12 protein-coding genes, 1 tRNA gene and 1 pseudogene are annotated in these 16,811 nt (G+C 59.4%); all 14 read right to left on the bottom strand.

Translation table 11 applies throughout. From position 1 onward, the window contains the following. On the bottom strand, positions 1 to 1,130 hold a 1,130-nt coding region (gene tuf, locus A6723_RS05695), incomplete at its 3' end, for an elongation factor Tu (RefSeq protein ID WP_064979580.1). 29 nt (positions 1,131 to 1,159) lie between these two features. Then, positions 1,160 to 3,295 carry an elongation factor G gene (gene fusA, locus A6723_RS05690; protein WP_054910988.1) on the bottom strand — a complete coding sequence of 712 codons (2,136 nt, stop codon included), beginning with the start codon at positions 3,293 to 3,295 and terminating at the stop codon, positions 1,160 to 1,162. A gap of 30 nt (positions 3,296 to 3,325) precedes the next feature. Then, on the bottom strand, positions 3,326 to 3,796 hold the full coding sequence (gene rpsG, locus A6723_RS05685; protein ID WP_054910989.1) for a 30S ribosomal protein S7: 471 nt from the start codon (positions 3,794 to 3,796) through the stop codon (positions 3,326 to 3,328). An 85-nt stretch (positions 3,797 to 3,881) separates the two neighbouring features. Further along, positions 3,882 to 4,253, bottom strand: coding sequence for a 30S ribosomal protein S12 (gene rpsL, locus A6723_RS05680; protein ID WP_015475317.1), 372 nt, complete (start codon positions 4,251 to 4,253; stop codon positions 3,882 to 3,884). A 154-nt stretch (positions 4,254 to 4,407) separates the two neighbouring features. Further along, entirely contained in the window at positions 4,408 to 8,607 is a 4,200-nt protein-coding gene (gene rpoC, locus A6723_RS05675) for a DNA-directed RNA polymerase subunit beta' (protein WP_054910990.1), read from the bottom strand. 65 nt (positions 8,608 to 8,672) lie between these two features. Continuing rightward, positions 8,673 to 12,746, bottom strand: coding sequence for a DNA-directed RNA polymerase subunit beta (gene rpoB / locus A6723_RS05670; RefSeq protein WP_054910991.1), 4,074 nt, complete (start codon positions 12,744 to 12,746; stop codon positions 8,673 to 8,675). A 222-nt stretch (positions 12,747 to 12,968) separates the two neighbouring features. Further along, a complete protein-coding gene (rplL, locus tag A6723_RS05665; protein ID WP_017516430.1) occupies positions 12,969 to 13,337 on the bottom strand; it encodes a 50S ribosomal protein L7/L12 in 369 nt (122 codons plus the stop codon). Positions 13,338 to 13,413: 76 nt separating this feature from the next. Next, complete coding sequence (gene rplJ / locus A6723_RS05660) at positions 13,414 to 13,914, bottom strand: 50S ribosomal protein L10 (RefSeq protein ID WP_015475313.1); 501 nt, start codon at positions 13,912 to 13,914, stop codon at positions 13,414 to 13,416. 202 nt (positions 13,915 to 14,116) lie between these two features. Then, the gene (gene rplA, locus A6723_RS05655; protein WP_017516428.1) at positions 14,117 to 14,812 is read right to left on the bottom strand and encodes a 50S ribosomal protein L1; all 696 of its coding nucleotides are present in this window, start codon (positions 14,810 to 14,812) and stop codon (positions 14,117 to 14,119) included. After that, positions 14,812 to 15,243 carry a 50S ribosomal protein L11 gene (rplK, locus tag A6723_RS05650; protein ID WP_024767122.1) on the bottom strand — a complete coding sequence of 144 codons (432 nt, stop codon included), beginning with the start codon at positions 15,241 to 15,243 and terminating at the stop codon, positions 14,812 to 14,814. Before rplK ends, rplA begins: the two co-directional genes overlap by 1 nt. A gap of 119 nt (positions 15,244 to 15,362) precedes the next feature. Then, a complete protein-coding gene (nusG, locus tag A6723_RS05645; protein ID WP_015475310.1) occupies positions 15,363 to 15,896 on the bottom strand; it encodes a transcription termination/antitermination protein NusG in 534 nt (177 codons plus the stop codon). Between the two features lie 9 nt (positions 15,897 to 15,905). Continuing rightward, positions 15,906 to 16,274, bottom strand: a complete 369-nt coding sequence (gene secE / locus A6723_RS05640) for a preprotein translocase subunit SecE (RefSeq protein ID WP_024767121.1) — start codon at positions 16,272 to 16,274, stop codon at positions 15,906 to 15,908. Positions 16,275 to 16,318: 44 nt separating this feature from the next. Then, positions 16,319 to 16,394: transfer RNA gene (locus tag A6723_RS05635), tRNA-Trp, on the bottom strand. A gap of 53 nt (positions 16,395 to 16,447) precedes the next feature. Further along, a pseudogene (gene tuf, locus A6723_RS05630) lies at positions 16,448 to 16,811 on the bottom strand (elongation factor Tu); the annotation flags it as partial.

Raw genomic sequence — 16,811 nt, 5'->3', positions numbered from 1 at the left:
CGCAGGCCATCTTCCATGGCGATCGGAGCGATCAGGGTAACAACCATTTTCACGTTGTCGCCCGGCATTACCATCTCAACGCCTTCCGGCAGTTCGCAGTTGCCGGTTACGTCGGTGGTACGGAAGTAGAACTGCGGACGGTAGCCTTTGAAGAACGGGGTGTGACGACCACCTTCTTCCTTGGACAGCACGTACACTTCGCACTCGAACTTGGTGTGCGGCTTGATGGTGCCCGGCTTGGCCAGAACCTGGCCACGCTCTACGTCTTCACGCTTGGTRCCACGCAGCAGGACRCCAACGTTCTCACCAGCACGRCCTTCGTCGAGCAGCTTGCGGAACATTTCAACGCCGGTGCAGGTAGTTTTGGTGGTCGCCTTGATACCGACGATTTCCACTTCTTCCTGGATCTTGACGATGCCACGCTCAACACGGCCAGTTACCACGGTGCCACGRCCGGAGATCGAGAATACGTCTTCGATCGGCATCAGGAACGGCTTGTCGATGGCGCGCTCRGGCTCRGGRATGTACGAGTCCAGGGTTTCTACCAGCTTGCGCACGGCGGAAACGCCCATCTCGTTGTCGTCCTGGCCGTTCAGAGCCATCAGAGCGGAACCGATCACGATCGGAGTGTCGTCGCCCGGGAAGTCGTAGGTGTTCAGCAGATCGCGAACTTCCATTTCGACCAGYTCCAGCARCTCGGCGTCGTCAACCATGTCGGCCTTGTTCAGGAACACGACAATGTAAGGAACRCCTACCTGACGGGACARCAGGATGTGCTCGCGGGTCTGCGGCATGGGGCCGTCAGCAGCCGAGCAAACCAGGATCGCGCCGTCCATCTGGGCAGCACCGGTGATCATRTTCTTCACGTAGTCGGCGTGGCCCGGGCAGTCTACGTGAGCGTAGTGGCGTACCGGCGAGTCGTATTCAACGTGAGAGGTGTTGATRGTGATACCACGAGCYTTCTCTTCCGGCGCRTTGTCGATCTGGTCGAAAGCGCGAGCGGAACCRCCCCAGGTCTCGGAGCAGACCTTGGTCAGAGCAGCGGTCAGAGTGGTTTTGCCGTGGTCAACGTGACCGATGGTGCCGACGTTGACGTGCGGTTTGTTACGTTCAAATTTTTCTTTAGCCACGAGAGTAACCTCTTACTAAAAGAGCTGAATCAAGCTTGTTTTTTGGCCAGAGCTTCGACGACGTTCGCCGGAGCTTCAGCATACTTGGAGAATTCCATGGAGTAGCTAGCGCGACCCTGGGACATGGAACGCACGTCGGTTGCATAACCGAACATCTCGCCCAGCGGAACCTCGGCACGGATAACCTTACCGGAAACCGAGTCTTCCATCCCCTGAATCAGACCACGACGACGGTTCAGGTCACCCATCACGTCACCCATGTAGTCCTCAGGAGTCACCACTTCCACCTTCATGATCGGCTCCAGAACCTTGCCGCCGCCCTTCTGGGCCAGCTGCTTGGTCGCCATGGAAGCAGCGATCTTGAACGCCATCTCGTTGGAGTCGACGTCGTGGTAGGAACCATCGAAGACGGTCGCCTTCAGGCCGATCAGCGGATAGCCGGCGACAACGCCGTTCTTCATCTGCTCTTCGATGCCTTTCTGGATGGCCGGGATGTATTCCTTCGGAACCACACCGCCCACGACTTCGTTGGTGAAGACCAGGCCTTCAGTGATATTGCCCTTGTCGTCCACGTCCGGAGTCGAGAAACGAATCCAGCAGTGACCGAACTGACCACGACCACCGGACTGACGAACGAACTTGCCTTCGATCTCGATGTTGTCCTTCGAGATGGTTTCGCGGTACGAAACCTGCGGCTTGCCGATGTTCGCCTCAACGCCGAATTCACGCTTCATGCGGTCGACGAGGATGTCCAGGTGCAGCTCACCCATACCGGAGATGATGGTCTGGCCGGTTTCTTCGTCGGTCTTGACGCGGAACGACGGGTCTTCCTGAGCCAGCTTGCCGAGGGCGATGCCCATCTTCTCCTGGTCAGCCTTGGTCTTCGGCTCAACAGCTACCGAGATCACAGGCTCCGGGAAGTCCATACGCTCGAGGATGATCGGCTTCTCGATGTCGCACAGGGTGTCACCGGTGGTGACGTCCTTCATGCCAATCAGAGCAGCGATGTCGCCAGCGCGTACTTCTTTGATCTCGTCACGCTGGTTGGCGTGCATCTGCACCATACGACCAACGCGCTCTTTCTTGCCTTTCACGGAGTTGATAACCGAGTTACCGGACTCCAGAACGCCCGAATAGACGCGAACGAAGGTCAGAGTACCTACGAACGGGTCGGTGGCGATCTTGAATGCCAGAGCCGAGAACGGCGCATTGTCGTCAGCCGGACGCTCGTCTTTCGGAGCATCGTCGCCGTCGTCAATGTGATCCGGGTGGATACCCTGGATCGCAGGGATCTCGGTCGGAGCAGGCAGGAAATCGATGACGGCATCGAGAACCAGGGGAACGCCCTTGTTCTTGAACGAGGAGCCGCAGACAGCCGGTACGATTTCGCAGGCGATGGTACGCAGACGCAGGCCAGCCTTGATCTCTTCGATCGACAGCTCACCCTCTTCCAGGTACTTGTTCATCAGCTCTTCGTTGGCTTCGGCAGCTGCCTCGACCATGTTGCTGCGCCATTCGTTGGCCAGGTCAACCATATCCGCAGGAATCTCTTCCTCGCGGTAGGAGGTGCCCTTGTCGTCTTCGTTCCAGTAGATGGCCTTCATCTTCAGCAGGTCAACCTGACCCTGGAAGTCATCTTCTGCACCGATGGCCAGCTGAACCGGGACCGGGGTGTGGCCCAGACGGTTCTTGATCTGACCAACAACGCGCAGGAAGTTGGCGCCGGCGCGGTCCATCTTGTTCACGTAAACGATACGCGGAACACCGTATTTGTTGGCTTGACGCCATACGGTTTCGGACTGCGGCTCAACGCCGGAGGTGCCGCAGAACACAACGACGGCGCCGTCCAGTACGCGCAGGGAGCGCTCAACTTCAATGGTGAAGTCTACGTGGCCGGGGGTGTCGATGACGTTTACGCGGTACTTGTCGTACTGGCCGCGCGAACCTTCCCAGAAGGTCGTGATCGCAGCGGAGGTGATGGTGATACCACGCTCCTGCTCCTGCACCATCCAGTCGGTGGTAGCAGCGCCGTCGTGCACCTCACCCATCTTGTGGCTGAGACCTGTGTAGAACAGGATCCGCTCGGTAGTGGTGGTCTTGCCCGCGTCAACGTGGGCACAGATACCAATGTTCCGGTAGCGGTTGATTGCTGTGTTACGAGCCATAAAGCCCTCGCAGAAGTGTTGATGCCGTAATTAGAAGCGGTAGTGCGAGAACGCTTTGTTGGCTTCAGCCATACGGTGCACGTCTTCACGCTTCTTGACGGCGGCGCCTTTACCTTCAGCGGCATCCATCAGTTCGCCAGCGAGACGCAGAGCCATGGACTTCTCGCCACGCTTGCGGGCGAAGTCCACCAGCCAGCGCATGGCCAGTGCATTACGACGGGACGGACGTACTTCGACCGGAACCTGGTAGGTAGCACCGCCGACACGGCGGGACTTCACTTCGACCAGCGGAGCGATGGCGTCGAGTGCTTTTTCGAAGATTTCCAGGGGGTCGCCTTTACCGCGCTCTTTGACCTTGTCCAGAGCACCGTAAACGATACGCTCGGCAACGGCTTTCTTGCCGCTTTCCATCACGTGGTTCATGAACTTCGCCAGAATCTGGCTTCCGTATTTCGGATCGGCCAGGATCTCACGTTTGGCCGCTACACGACGTCTTGGCATTGATAAGCCCTCAAACGGTCTTCAGGTAATCCGGGACTTGATGCCCGACCTTACTCTTATCGACTCAGCAAATAGGAAAACAAAATTACTTCGGACGCTTCGCGCCGTACTTCGAACGACCCTGCTTACGGTCTTTGACACCGGAGGTGTCCAGCGAACCGCGCACGGTGTGGTAACGCACACCCGGAAGGTCTTTTACACGACCGCCACGGATCAGCACTACGCTGTGCTCCTGCAGGTTGTGGCCTTCACCGCCGATGTACGAGGAAACCTCGAAACCGTTGGTCAGACGAACACGGCACACTTTACGCAGTGCGGAGTTCGGCTTCTTCGGGGTGGTGGTGTATACGCGGGTGCATACGCCGCGACGCTGAGGGCAGTTCTGCAGGGCAGGAACGCCACTCTTGTCTACCAGGCGCTTGCGCGGCTTGCGCACCAGCTGGTTGATAGTTGCCATCTATAGCTCCACTGATTGTCTTACGACACTTAAAAACGAAAATGGGCAGAGCAAGCGCCCTGCCAATTTTCGGGGTACAAGATACTAAAGAGCTTACGGATTCCAGTCAAGACAAAGCCCCGGTTGTCAAGACAACCGGGGCTTTGTTTGAGGCTTAGTTACCGCTCAGATTGAGCGCTTCGGCCAACGCTGCTTCAGCCTCGCTCGCGCTCACGCGCTGCGGTTTGCCGAGTTCGCGCTGACGCTTGCGCTCGCTGTGGTAAGCCAGACCGGTACCTGCCGGGATCAGTCGACCCACGACCACGTTTTCCTTCAGGCCGCGCAGGAAGTCGCGCTTGCCGGTGACCGCCGCCTCGGTGAGGACGCGAGTGGTCTCCTGGAAGGATGCCGCCGAGATGAACGACTCGGTGGACAGCGAGGCCTTGGTGATACCCAGCAGAACGCGCTCGTACTTGGCCGGGAACTTGTCCTGGGTACCCAGTACTTCGTTCTCTTCCAGCACGTGGACCAGCTCGACCTGGTCGCCCTTGATGAAGGACGAATCGCCCGACTCGGCCACTTCGACCTTGCGCAGCATCTGACGCAGGATGGTCTCGATGTGCTTGTCGTTGATCTTCACGCCCTGCAGACGGTAAACGTCCTGGATCTCGTTGACGATGTACTTGGCCAGCGAGCTCACACCCAGCAGACGGAGGATGTCGTGCGGGTTGCTCGGGCCGTCGGAGATCACTTCACCACGGCTTACCTGTTCACCTTCGAACACGTTCAGGTGACGCCACTTCGGAATCAGCTCCTCGTACGGATCGCTACCGTCGGTGGGAGTGATGACCAGGCGGCGCTTGCCCTTGGTTTCCTTGCCGAAGGAGATGGTGCCGCTGATTTCCGCCAGGATCGAAGGCTCTTTCGGACGACGAGCTTCGAACAGGTCGGCAACGCGCGGCAGACCACCGGTGATGTCGCGGGTCTTCGAGGTTTCCTGCGGGATACGCGCGATAACGTCACCGATACGCACTTTCGCGCCATCGTTGAGGTTGACCAGGGCGTTCGCCGGCAGGAAGTACTGAGCCGGTACGTCGGTACCCGGCAGCAGCAGATCCTTGCCTGCGGCGTCGATCAGCTTCACGGCCGGACGGATGTCCTTGCCGGCAGCCGGACGATCCTTCGGATCCATCACTTCAATATTGGTCAGACCGGTCAGCTCGTCGGTCTGGCGCTTGATGGTGATGCCCTCTTCCATGCCCACGAAGGCCACGGTGCCGTCCATCTCGGTAACGATCGGGTGGGTGTGCGGGTCCCACTTGGCGACGATGGCGCCCGGATCGACCTTGTCACCTTCCTTCACGGAAATCACTGCACCGTACGGCAGCTTGTAGCGCTCGCGCTCACGACCGAAGTCGTCGGCTACCGCCAGCTCGCCGGAACGGGAAACCGCTACCAGGGCGCCGTCGGCACGCTCTACGTGCTTCAGGTTGTGCAGGCGAATGGTGCCGCCGTTCTTGACCTGTACGTTGTCCACGGCAGAAGTACGGCTGGCCGCACCACCGATGTGGAAGGTACGCATGGTCAGCTGGGTACCCGGCTCACCGATCGACTGGGCAGCGATAACGCCGACAGCCTCACCGATGTTCACGCGGTGACCACGGGCCAGATCGCGGCCGTAGCACATGGCGCAGATGCCGTGACGGGTTTCGCAGGTGATCGGCGAACGTACAACGACTTCGTCGACGCTCATCTGCTCGAGGAAATCGACCCACTTCTCGTCGATCAGGGTACCGGCTTCGACGATCACGTCATCGCTGCCCGGCTTGAGCACGTCACGAGCCATCACGCGGCCGAGTACACGCTCGCCCAGCGGCTCAACCACGTCGCCGCCTTCGATGTGCGGGGACATGAACAGGCCACGGTCGGTACCGCAATCGATCTCGGTCACTACCAGATCCTGGGCCACGTCGACAAGACGACGGGTCAGGTAACCGGAGTTCGCGGTCTTCAGCGCGGTATCCGCCAGACCTTTACGAGCACCGTGAGTGGAGATGAAGTACTGGAGTACGTTCAGGCCTTCACGGAAGTTCGCGGTGATCGGAGTCTCGATGATGGAGCCATCCGGCTTGGCCATCAGACCACGCATACCGGCCAGCTGACGGATCTGGGCCGCGGAACCCCGCGCACCGGAGTCCGCCATCATGTACATGGAGTTGAAGGACTCCTGGTCGACCTGCTTGCCTTCGCGATCGGTCACCTTCTCTTTCGAGAGGTTGGCCATCATCGCCTTGGACACTTCGTCGTTTGCCTTGGACCAGAGGTCGATCACCTTGTTGTACTTCTCGCCCTGGGTTACCAGGCCGGAGGCGTACTGGCTCTCGATCTCCTTCACTTCCTCGGTGGCGGCATCGATGATGCGAGCCTTTTCGTCCGGGATGACGAAGTCGTTCACGCCGATCGACACACCGGAGATGGTCGAATAGGCGAAGCCGGTGTACATCAGCTGGTCAGCGAAGATGACGGTGTCCTTCAGACCAACCACGCGGTAGCAGTGGTTGATCAGCTTGGAGATCGCCTTTTTCTTCATCGACTGGTTGACCACGTCATACGGCAGGCCTGCCGGTACAACCTGGAACAGCAGCGCACGGCCAACGGTGGAATCAACGATACGAGTGTTGGCGGTCAGGCTGCCGTCCTCGTTCTTGATCTTCTCGTTGATGCGCACTTTTACGCGGGCGTGCAGAGACACCTGGCCGCTGCGGTAAGCGCGGTCAACTTCCTGCAGGTCTGCGAAAGCCATGCCCTCGCCCTTCGCGTTGATCGCTTCACGGGTCATGTAGTACAGACCCATTACCACGTCCTGCGACGGAACGATGATCGGCTCGCCGTTGGCGGGCGACAGAATGTTGTTGGTCGACATCATCAGCGCGCGCGCTTCCAGCTGAGCCTCGAGGGTCAGCGGAACGTGCACGGCCATCTGGTCACCGTCGAAGTCGGCGTTGTACGCGGCGCAGACCAGCGGGTGCAGCTGGATGGCTTTACCTTCGATCAGTACCGGTTCGAACGCTTGGATGCCCAGACGGTGCAGGGTCGGCGCACGGTTCAGCAGTACGGGGTGTTCGCGGATGACTTCGGCGAGAACGTCCCACACTTCCGGCAGCTCGCGTTCGACCATCTTCTTGGCGGCCTTGATGGTAGTGGCCATGCCACGACCTTCCAGCTTGCCGAAAATGAACGGCTTGAACAGCTCCAGGGCCATTTTCTTCGGCAGACCGCACTGGTGCAGACGCAGGGTCGGACCTACGGTAATTACCGAACGGCCAGAGTAGTCCACGCGCTTGCCGAGCAGGTTCTGACGGAAGCGACCCTGCTTGCCCTTGATCATGTCGGCCAGGGACTTCAGCGGGCGCTTGTTCGAGCCGGTGATGGCACGGCCACGACGGCCGTTGTCCAGCAGGGCGTCGACGGCTTCCTGCAGCATGCGCTTTTCGTTGCGCACAATGATGTCCGGAGCAGCCAGGTCGAGCAGGCGCTTCAGACGGTTGTTACGGTTGATCACGCGGCGATACAGATCGTTCAGATCCGAAGTCGCGAAGCGGCCGCCATCCAGCGGAACCAGCGGACGCAGGTCCGGCGGCAGTACCGGCAGGACAGTCAGCACCATCCACTCGGGATGGTTGCCGGAGCCCTGGAAGGCTTCCATCAGCTTCAGGCGCTTGGACAGCTTCTTGATCTTGGTTTCCGAGTTGGTCTGCGGAATCTCTTCGCGCAGGCGACCAATCTCGTGCTCCAGATCGATAGCGTTGAGCAGCTCGCGAACGGCTTCCGCACCCATGCGGGCGTCGAAGTCGTCACCGAACTCTTCGAGGGCTTCGAAGTACTGCTCGTCGTTCAGCAGCTGGCCCTTCTCCAGGGTGGTCATGCCCGGATCGATCACCACGTAGCTCTCGAAATAGAGCACGCGCTCGATGTCACGCAGAGTCATGTCCAGCAGCAGGCCGATACGGGACGGCAGGGACTTCAGGAACCAGATGTGGGCGACCGGCGAAGCCAGCTCGATGTGGCCCATGCGCTCACGGCGCACTTTGGCCAGTGCAACTTCGACGCCGCACTTCTCGCAGATCACACCGCGATGCTTGAGGCGCTTGTACTTACCGCACAGGCACTCGTAGTCCTTCACCGGGCCAAAGATCTTGGCGCAGAACAGGCCATCGCGCTCCGGCTTGAAGGTGCGGTAGTTGATGGTCTCCGGCTTCTTGACTTCACCGAAGGACCAGGAACGGATCATCTCGGGCGAGGCCAGACCAATACGGATGGCATCGAACTCTTCGATCTGACCCTGGTTTTTCAACAGATTAAGCAAGTCTTTCAAGGCCTTTCCTCCTCACGGACCCGGTGCGACCGGCCTTGACCAGCCGCACCGTTTGACGTCACGTGTTATTCGGTTTCCAGTTCGATATCGATGCCGAGCGAGCGGATCTCTTTGATCAACACGTTGAAGGACTCGGGCATGCCGGCCTCCATGCGGTGATCCCCGTCCACGATGTTCTTGTACATCTTGGTACGGCCGTTCACGTCGTCCGACTTCACGGTCAGCATTTCCTGCAGGGTGTAGGCGGCACCGTAGGCTTCCAGCGCCCAGACCTCCATCTCCCCGAAACGCTGGCCACCGAACTGCGCCTTACCACCCAGCGGCTGCTGGGTAACCAGGCTGTAGGAGCCGGTGGAACGTGCGTGCATCTTGTCATCGACCAGGTGGTTCAGCTTGAGCATGTACATGTAACCAACAGTGGTCGTACGCTCGAACTGGTTGCCGGTGCGGCCGTCATACAGACGCATCTGACCGCTCTCCGGCAGATCGGCCAGCTTCAGCATGGCCTTGATCTCGCGTTCCTTGGCACCGTCGAACACCGGGGTAGCCATGGGCACGCCGCCCTTGAGGTTGTTGGCCAGAGCGAGGATCTCGTTATCGTTCAGCTCGTCCAGGCTCTCCTGGCGGCCGCCGATCTCGTTGTAGATCTCGTTCAGGAAGACACGCAGCTCGGCGATCTTGCGCTGCTCTTCGAGCATGCGGTTGATCTTCTCGCCCAGGCCCTTGGCCGCGAGACCCAGGTGGGTTTCGAGGATCTGACCGACGTTCATACGCGACGGTACGCCCAGCGGGTTCAGAACGATATCCACCGGAGTACCGTTGGCATCGTGCGGCATGTCTTCGACCGGCATGATCACGGAGACCACACCCTTGTTACCGTGGCGGCCCGCCATCTTGTCGCCCGGCTGGATGCGGCGCTTGATAGCGAGGTAGACCTTGACGATCTTCAGTACGCCCGGAGCCAGGTCGTCGCCCTGCTGCAGCTTGCGCTTCTTGTCTTCGAACTTGTCGTCGAGCATCTGGCGACGGTCGCTGATGTAGGCCTGGGCCTTCTCCAACTGCTCGTTCAGAGCATCTTCCGCCATGCGCAGCTTGAACCACTGGCCGCGCTCGAGGCCGTCCAGGTACTCGTCGGTGATCTCTGCGCCTTTCTTCAGGGCAGGACCGCCGTCGGCCTTGGCACCGACCAGAGCGGAACGCAGACGCTCGAAGGTTGCGCCTTCGACGATGCGGAACTCTTCGTTCAGGTCCTTGCGAATCTCGTCCAGCTGCATCTTCTCGATGGACAGGGCACGGCTATCGCGCTCCACGCCATCGCGGGTGAAGACCTGTACGTCGATGACGGTGCCCTTGGTGCCGGTCGGCACACGCAGGGAGGTGTCCTTCACGTCGGACGCCTTCTCACCGAAGATCGCACGCAGCAGCTTCTCTTCCGGAGTCAGCTGGGTCTCGCCTTTCGGAGTGACCTTGCCGACCAGGATGTCGCCGGCCTGTACTTCGGCGCCGACGTAGACGATGCCTGCTTCGTCCAGCTTGTTCAGCGCAGCCTCACCCACGTTCGGGATGTCCGCGGTGATTTCTTCTGGGCCGAGCTTGGTGTCACGGGCAACGCAGGTCAGTTCCTGGATGTGGATCGTGGTGAAACGATCTTCCTGGACCACGCGCTCGGACAGGCAGATGGAGTCTTCGAAGTTGAAGCCGTTCCAGGGCATGAACGCTACGCGCATGTTCTGACCCAGAGCCAGTTCACCCATGTCGGTGGACGGACCGTCGGCCAGGATGTCGCTGCGCGAAACCTGATCACCCTTCTGTACCAGCGGACGCTGGTTGATGCAGGTGTTCTGGTTGGAACGGGTGTACTTGGTCAGGTTGTAGATGTCGACACCGGCTTCGCCAGTCTCGACTTCGTCGTCGTTCACACGCACAACGATACGGCTGGCGTCGACCGAGTCGATCACGCCGCCACGACGAGCTACCACGCAGACGCCGGAGTCACGGGCGACGTTGCGCTCCATGCCGGTACCTACCAGCGGCTTGTCCGCGCGCAGGGTCGGTACAGCCTGACGCTGCATGTTCGAACCCATGAGTGCACGGTTGGCGTCATCGTGCTCGAGGAACGGAATCAGCGAGGCAGCGACAGAAACGACCTGCTTCGGCGATACGTCCATGAGGGTGACGTCTTCCGGCGCCTTCACGGTGAATTCGTTCAGGTGACGGACGGCTACCAGTTCGTCGATCAGCTGGCCTTTTTCGTTCAGGGTCGCGGACGCCTGAGCGATGACATGGTCAGCTTCTTCGATCGCGGACAGGAAGACGATATCGTCGCTGACCAGACCTTCCTTCACCACGCGGTACGGGCTTTCCAGGAAGCCGTACTTGTTGGTGCGGGCGTAGGTGGCCAGGGAGTTGATCAGACCGATGTTCGGACCTTCAGGGGTTTCGATCGGGCACACGCGGCCGTAGTGGGTCGGGTGTACGTCACGAACCTCGAAGCCCGCGCGCTCACGGGTCAGACCACCTGGGCCGAGTGCGGAGACACGGCGCTTGTGGGTGATCTCGGAGAGCGGGTTGTTCTGGTCCATGAACTGCGACAGCTGGCTGGAACCGAAGAATTCCTTGATCGCGGCAGCCACCGGCTTGGCGTTGATCAGGTCCTGCGGCATCAGGCCTTCGCTTTCGGCCATCGACAGACGTTCCTTGACCGCGCGCTCTACACGCACCAGGCCAACGCGGAACTGGTTCTCGGCCATCTCGCCGACGCAACGGACGCGACGGTTACCCAGGTGGTCGATGTCGTCGACGATGCCTTTACCGTTACGGATGGCAACCAGGGTCTTGAGGACCTCGACGATATCTTCCTTGCTCAGGACACCGGCGCCTTCGATCTCGGAACGACCGATGCGGCGGTTGAACTTCATGCGGCCAACGGCGGACAGGTCGTAACGCTCGGCGCTGAAGAACAGGTTGCCGAACAGGGTCTCGGCAGCTTCCTTGGTCGGCGGCTCGCCGGGACGCATCATGCGATAGATCTCGACCAGCGCTTCCAGTTGGTTGCTGGTGGAGTCGATCTTCAGCGTGTCGGAGATGAACGGACCGCAGTCGATGTCGTTGGTGTACAGCGTTTCCAGGCGCGCGACCTGAGCCTTGGCGATCTTGGCCAGGGCGTCAACGGTCAGCTCGGTGTTGCACTCGGCAATGATCTCGCCGGTGGCCGGATGCACGACAGCCTTGGCCACGGTACGGCCAATCAGGTAGTCGAACGGCACTTCCAGCTGGCTGATGCCGGCCTTCTCGAGCTGGTTGATGTGACGTGCGGTGATACGGCGGCCCGCTTCAACGATGACCTTGCCGGCAGCATCCTTGATGTCGAAGCTGGCGATCTCGCCACGCAGACGCGAAGGCACCAGTTCCAGGTTCAGGGTCTCGCCCTTGATCTGGTAGACGTTGGTGTCATAGAACGCGTTGAGGATTTCCTCGGTGCTGTAGTTCAGTGCGCGCAGCAGGACGGAAGCCGGCAGTTTGCGGCGACGGTCGATACGAACGAACACGCAGTCCTTCGGATCGAACTCGAAGTCGAGCCACGAACCACGGTAAGGAATGATACGAGCGGAGTACAGCAGCTTGCCGGAGCTGTGGGTCTTGCCACGGTCGTGGTCGAAGAACACACCCGGGGAACGGTGCAGCTGGGAAACGATGACGCGTTCGGTACCGTTGATGATGAAGGTACCGTTCTCGGTCATCAGGGGGATTTCCCCCATGTAGACTTCTTGTTCCTTGATGTCCTTGATCGCTTTGTTCGACGATTCTTTGTCGAAAATGATCAGGCGCACTTTCACACGCAGCGGGACCGCGAAGGTCACACCGCGCAGCACGCATTCCTTGACATCGAATGCCGGCTCACCGAGGCGGTAGCCGACGTATTCCAGGGCAGCATTGCCGGAATAGCTGATAATCGGGAAGACGGACTTGAAGGCCGCATGCAGGCCGATGTCTCGAACCTGGTCCTTGCTCGCACCGGCCTGCAGGAATTCGCGATAGGAATCCAGCTGGATGGCCAGCAAATACGGCACATCCATGACGTCCGGCAACTTGCTAAAGTCCTTGCGGATACGTTTTTTCTCAGTGTATGAGTAAGCCATCAGCGTTCCCCAGCTTGGTCACCTGCTTGATTGGCCTCTCCCGCGCGGGGAGCAGCCCAAAATCGTGCAAACCCTTGGTTTGCGCCGCCAGTCGTGGCGGGATTTTCACGTTATGGAGGGGCACCCACGGCACCCCGCCCATAACGGAAAAAGGCCGGTGGCATTTGCCACCAGCCATCAGCCTGTCGCTTAACGCTCGGGCTGTCGACGCAAGGTACGAACTTACTTGAGCTCGACCTTGGCGCCTGCTTCTTCCAGGGCTTTCTTGGCAGCTTCGGCTTCTTCTTTCGAAGCGCCTTCCTTGACCACGCCCGGGGCGCCGTCAACGACAGCCTTGGCTTCTTTCAGGCCCAGGCCGGTCAGTTCACGAACGACCTTGATCACGTTCACTTTCTTGTCGCCAGCTTCGGCCAGGACGATGGTGAACTCGGTCTGCTCTTCAGCAGCGGCGGCAGCCGGGCCAGCAGCAGCAACGGTAGCGGCAGCAGCGGTAACGCCGAACTTCTCTTCCATCGCCTTGATCAGTTCAACGATCTGCATGACGGACATTTCGGATACGGCGGAGATGATGTCTTCGTTGGTCAGAGCCATGACTCTAATTCCTGTATTGGGTGACGGCCTAAGGCCATCGAATTAAACAAAAAAGGTTGAAAGGAGATGCCGAGCCTTAGGCTGCGGTAGCTTCTTTCTGATCGCGAATTGCCGCCAGAGTACGAGCCAGCTTGCTGGTAGCGCCTTGGATCACGCTCATCAGCTGTGCAACAGCTTCGTTGTAGGTCGGCAGGGTCGCCAGCACGTCGATCTGATTGGCTGCGAGGAACTGACCCTCGAACGCGGCCGCCTTGATCTCGAACTTGTCCTGACCCTTGGCAAACTCCTTGAAGATACGAGCGGCAGCGCCCGGATGTTCGTTGGAGAAAGCAATCAGGGTCGGGCCCTTGAACACGTCGTTGAGCACTTCAAACTGAGTGCCTTCAACGGCGCGCTTGAGCAGGGTGTTACGTACGACTTTCACGTACACACCAGCTGCGCGGGCCTCTTTACGGAGTCCGGTCATAGCGCCGACAGTCACGCCGCGTGCATCAACCACGACAGCGGACAGACCGGCTTTGGCAGCCTCGTTGACTTCAGCGACGATGGCCTTCTTGTCTTCGAGTTTAATTGCCACGGGTTTACTCCTGGATGTTACCGATTCGTCCAGCCGGGGCCGGACGGCGTTTTGGTGTCTGATTCGGTAAACGAATCGGGAGCACCATCTGCGTAGGCTTGAGGTTTAAGGCTTGCGCCGCCTACGGTCTTGGATAGCCCCCGCCAGGCAGGGACCCCAATACCTGCGAACAGTGGGCGAACCCACTGCTCGACTTAGTTCATCAGCCTTCCAGCGAAGCCTGATCGATCTGCAGACCCGGGCCCATGGTGGTGCTCAGGGTAACGCGCTGAACGTACACGCCCTTCGAGGAGGACGGCTTCAGACGCTTCAGATCGCTCAGCAGCGCTTCCACGTTCTGCTTCAGCTTGACCGGCTCGAAGTCGATCTTGCCAACGGAAGCGTGGATGATGCCGTTCTTGTCGGTACGGAAACGTACCTGACCGGCTTTGGCGTTCTTGACAGCGGTGGCGACGTCCGGGGTCACGGTGCCGACTTTCGGGTTCGGCATCAGACCGCGCGGGCCGAGAACCTGGCCCAGCTGGCCAACAACACGCATCGCATCCGGGGAAGCGATGACGACGTCGTAGTTCAGGTCGCCGGCTTTCATTTCGGCAGCCAGTTCGTCCATGCCAACCTTGTCTGCACCAGCAGCCAGGGCAGCTTCAACACCAGGACCCTGGGTGAAGACGGCAACGCGTACGGATTTGCCGGTGCCGTTCGGCAGAACGGTGGCACCACGTACGACCTGGTCGGATTTACGCGGATCAACGCCCAGATTGATGGCGATATCCACGGACTCCTTGAACTTGATGGTCGACAGTTCAGCCAGCAGCTTGGCGGCATCTTCGAAGCCGTACTGCTTGCCCGCTTCAACCTTCTCGGCGATAGCCTTTTGACGCTTGGTCAGCTTAGCCATTACACACCCTCCACGTTCAGGCCCATGCTGCGCGCGGAGCCAGCAATGGTGCGTACGGCAGCGTCCAGGTCAGCAGCGGTCAGGTCAGCCTGCTTGGCCTTGGCGATCTCTTCCAGCTGGGCACGGGTAACGGTGCCGACTTTCTGAGAGTTCGGACGAGCGGAACCGCTGGTGATGCCAGCTGCTTTTTTCAGCAGGACGGCAGCCGGGGTGCTCTTGGTTTCGAAGGTGAAGCTACGGTCGCTGTAAACGGTGATGATCACAGGAGTCGGCAGACCCGGCTCTTGGCCTTGGGTCTTGGCGTTGAACGCCTTGCAGAATTCCATGATGTTCACGCCGTGCTGACCCAGAGCAGGGCCTACGGGCGGCGACGGGTTGGCCTGGCCGGCCTTAACTTGCAGCTTGATGTAAGCCGTGATTTTCTTAGCCATTTGCTACTCCAAATGCGGGTCAAGCGCCCTGACGGGCTCCCCGGTTGCTATCGCGTTTATCCCAATGACGACAAAACCCCGCAGCCTAGGGCTGCGGGGTGTGGGATTCATTGTGCCAGTTAGACTTTCTCTACCTGACTGAACTCCAGCTCTACCGGAGTAGAGCGACCGAAAATAAGCACAGCGACCTGGATGCGGCTCTTTTCGTAGTTAACTTCTTCGACGACACCATTGAAGTCGGCGAACGGACCATCGATTACACGAACAGTCTCGCCCGGCTCGAACAGGGTCTTCGGCTTGGGCTTGTCGCCGCTATCGGCAACGCGACGCAGGATGGCATCAGCCTCTTTATCAGTGATCGGCGCCGGCTTGTCGGCAGTACCACCAATGAAGCCCATGACGCGAGGAGTATCCTTGACCAGGTGCCAGGTACCCTCGTTCATCTCCATCTGCACCAGGACATAGCCCGGGAAGAATTTGCGCTCACTTTTGCGCTTCTGGCCGTTCCGCATCTCTACCACTTCTTCGGTAGGGACCAGAATCTCACCAAACCCGTCTTCCATGCCGGCCAGTTTGACCCGCTCGATCAGCGAGCGCATGACATGCTTCTCGTAACCCGAGTAGGCATGCACAACGTACCAACGCTTAGCCACGGAACACCCTTAACCTACGATCATGGAAACCAGCCAACCCAGCAGGGAGTCGAGCCCCCAAAGCACCAGCGCCATTACCAGCACTACTGCCACTACGATCAGCGTGGTCTGAGTTGTCTCTTGACGAGACGGCCATACAACCTTGCGAATCTCGGCGCGAGCTTCTTTAGCCAAAGTAAAGAACGCACGGCCCTTGACGGTTTGCAGCGCAATGAAACCTGCAACAGCCGCCATCACGAGGATGCCGAGAACGCGATAGAAGATCGGTTGCGTGGAGTAATACTGGTTGGCAACCACAGCCACCACCACCAGCACCGCAACCACAAGCCACTTCAAGAGATCAAGACGCGACTCTTTGGCTTCTACCTTCGCATTCATCTGCTAGGAATCCCGTTTAAAGAAGTGCCAGATCTTGAGAAATCTGGCAGGCCAGGAGGGAATCGAACCCCCAACCTGCGGTTTTGGAGACCGCCGCTCTGCCAATTGAGCTACTGGCCTAGAACAAAGTCAGGCCGACCATTATGCCGGCCTGATAGGGAAAGATCAATCGATTATTCGATGATCTTGGCAACCACGCCGGCACCAACGGTACGGCCGCCTTCGCGAATCGCGAAGCGCAGGCCATCTTCCATGGCGATCGGAGCGATCAGGGTAACAACCATTTTCACGTTGTCGCCCGGCATTACCATCTCAACGCCTTCCGGCAGTTCGCAGTTGCCGGTTACGTCGGTGGTACGGAAGTAGAACTGCGGACGGTAGCCCTTGAAGAACGGGGTGTGACGACCACCTTCTTCCTTGGACAGCACGTACACTTCGCACTCGAACTTGGTGTGCGGCTTGATGGTGCCCGGCTTGGCCAGAACCTGGCCACGCTCTACGTCTTCACGCTTGGTGCCACGCAGCAGGACGCCAACG

Origin of the sequence: Pseudomonas sp. AU11447, assembly GCF_001672555.2 — a bacterium.
Classification (GTDB): Bacteria; Pseudomonadota; Gammaproteobacteria; order Pseudomonadales; family Pseudomonadaceae; genus Pseudomonas; species Pseudomonas nitroreducens.
The sequence above is the reverse complement of the archived record's forward strand: the minus strand, read 5'-3'. Positions and strand labels throughout refer to the sequence as shown.

Coding starts and splice junctions, on each gene's coding strand:
- fusA (WP_054910988.1), bottom strand. CDS start 3,295: ATGGCTCGTAACACAGCAATCAACCGCTACCGGAACATTGGTATCTGT.
- rpsG (WP_054910989.1), bottom strand. CDS start 3,796: ATGCCAAGACGTCGTGTAGCGGCCAAACGTGAGATCCTGGCCGATCCG.
- rpsL (WP_015475317.1), bottom strand. CDS start 4,253: ATGGCAACTATCAACCAGCTGGTGCGCAAGCCGCGCAAGCGCCTGGTA.
- rpoB (WP_054910991.1), bottom strand. CDS start 12,746: ATGGCTTACTCATACACTGAGAAAAAACGTATCCGCAAGGACTTTAGC.
- rplL (WP_017516430.1), bottom strand. CDS start 13,337: ATGGCTCTGACCAACGAAGACATCATCTCCGCCGTATCCGAAATGTCC.
- rplA (WP_017516428.1), bottom strand. CDS start 14,812: ATGGCTAAGCTGACCAAGCGTCAAAAGGCTATCGCCGAGAAGGTTGAA.
- rplK (WP_024767122.1), bottom strand. CDS start 15,243: ATGGCTAAGAAAATCACGGCTTACATCAAGCTGCAAGTTAAGGCCGGC.
- secE (WP_024767121.1), bottom strand. CDS start 16,274: ATGAATGCGAAGGTAGAAGCCAAAGAGTCGCGTCTTGATCTCTTGAAG.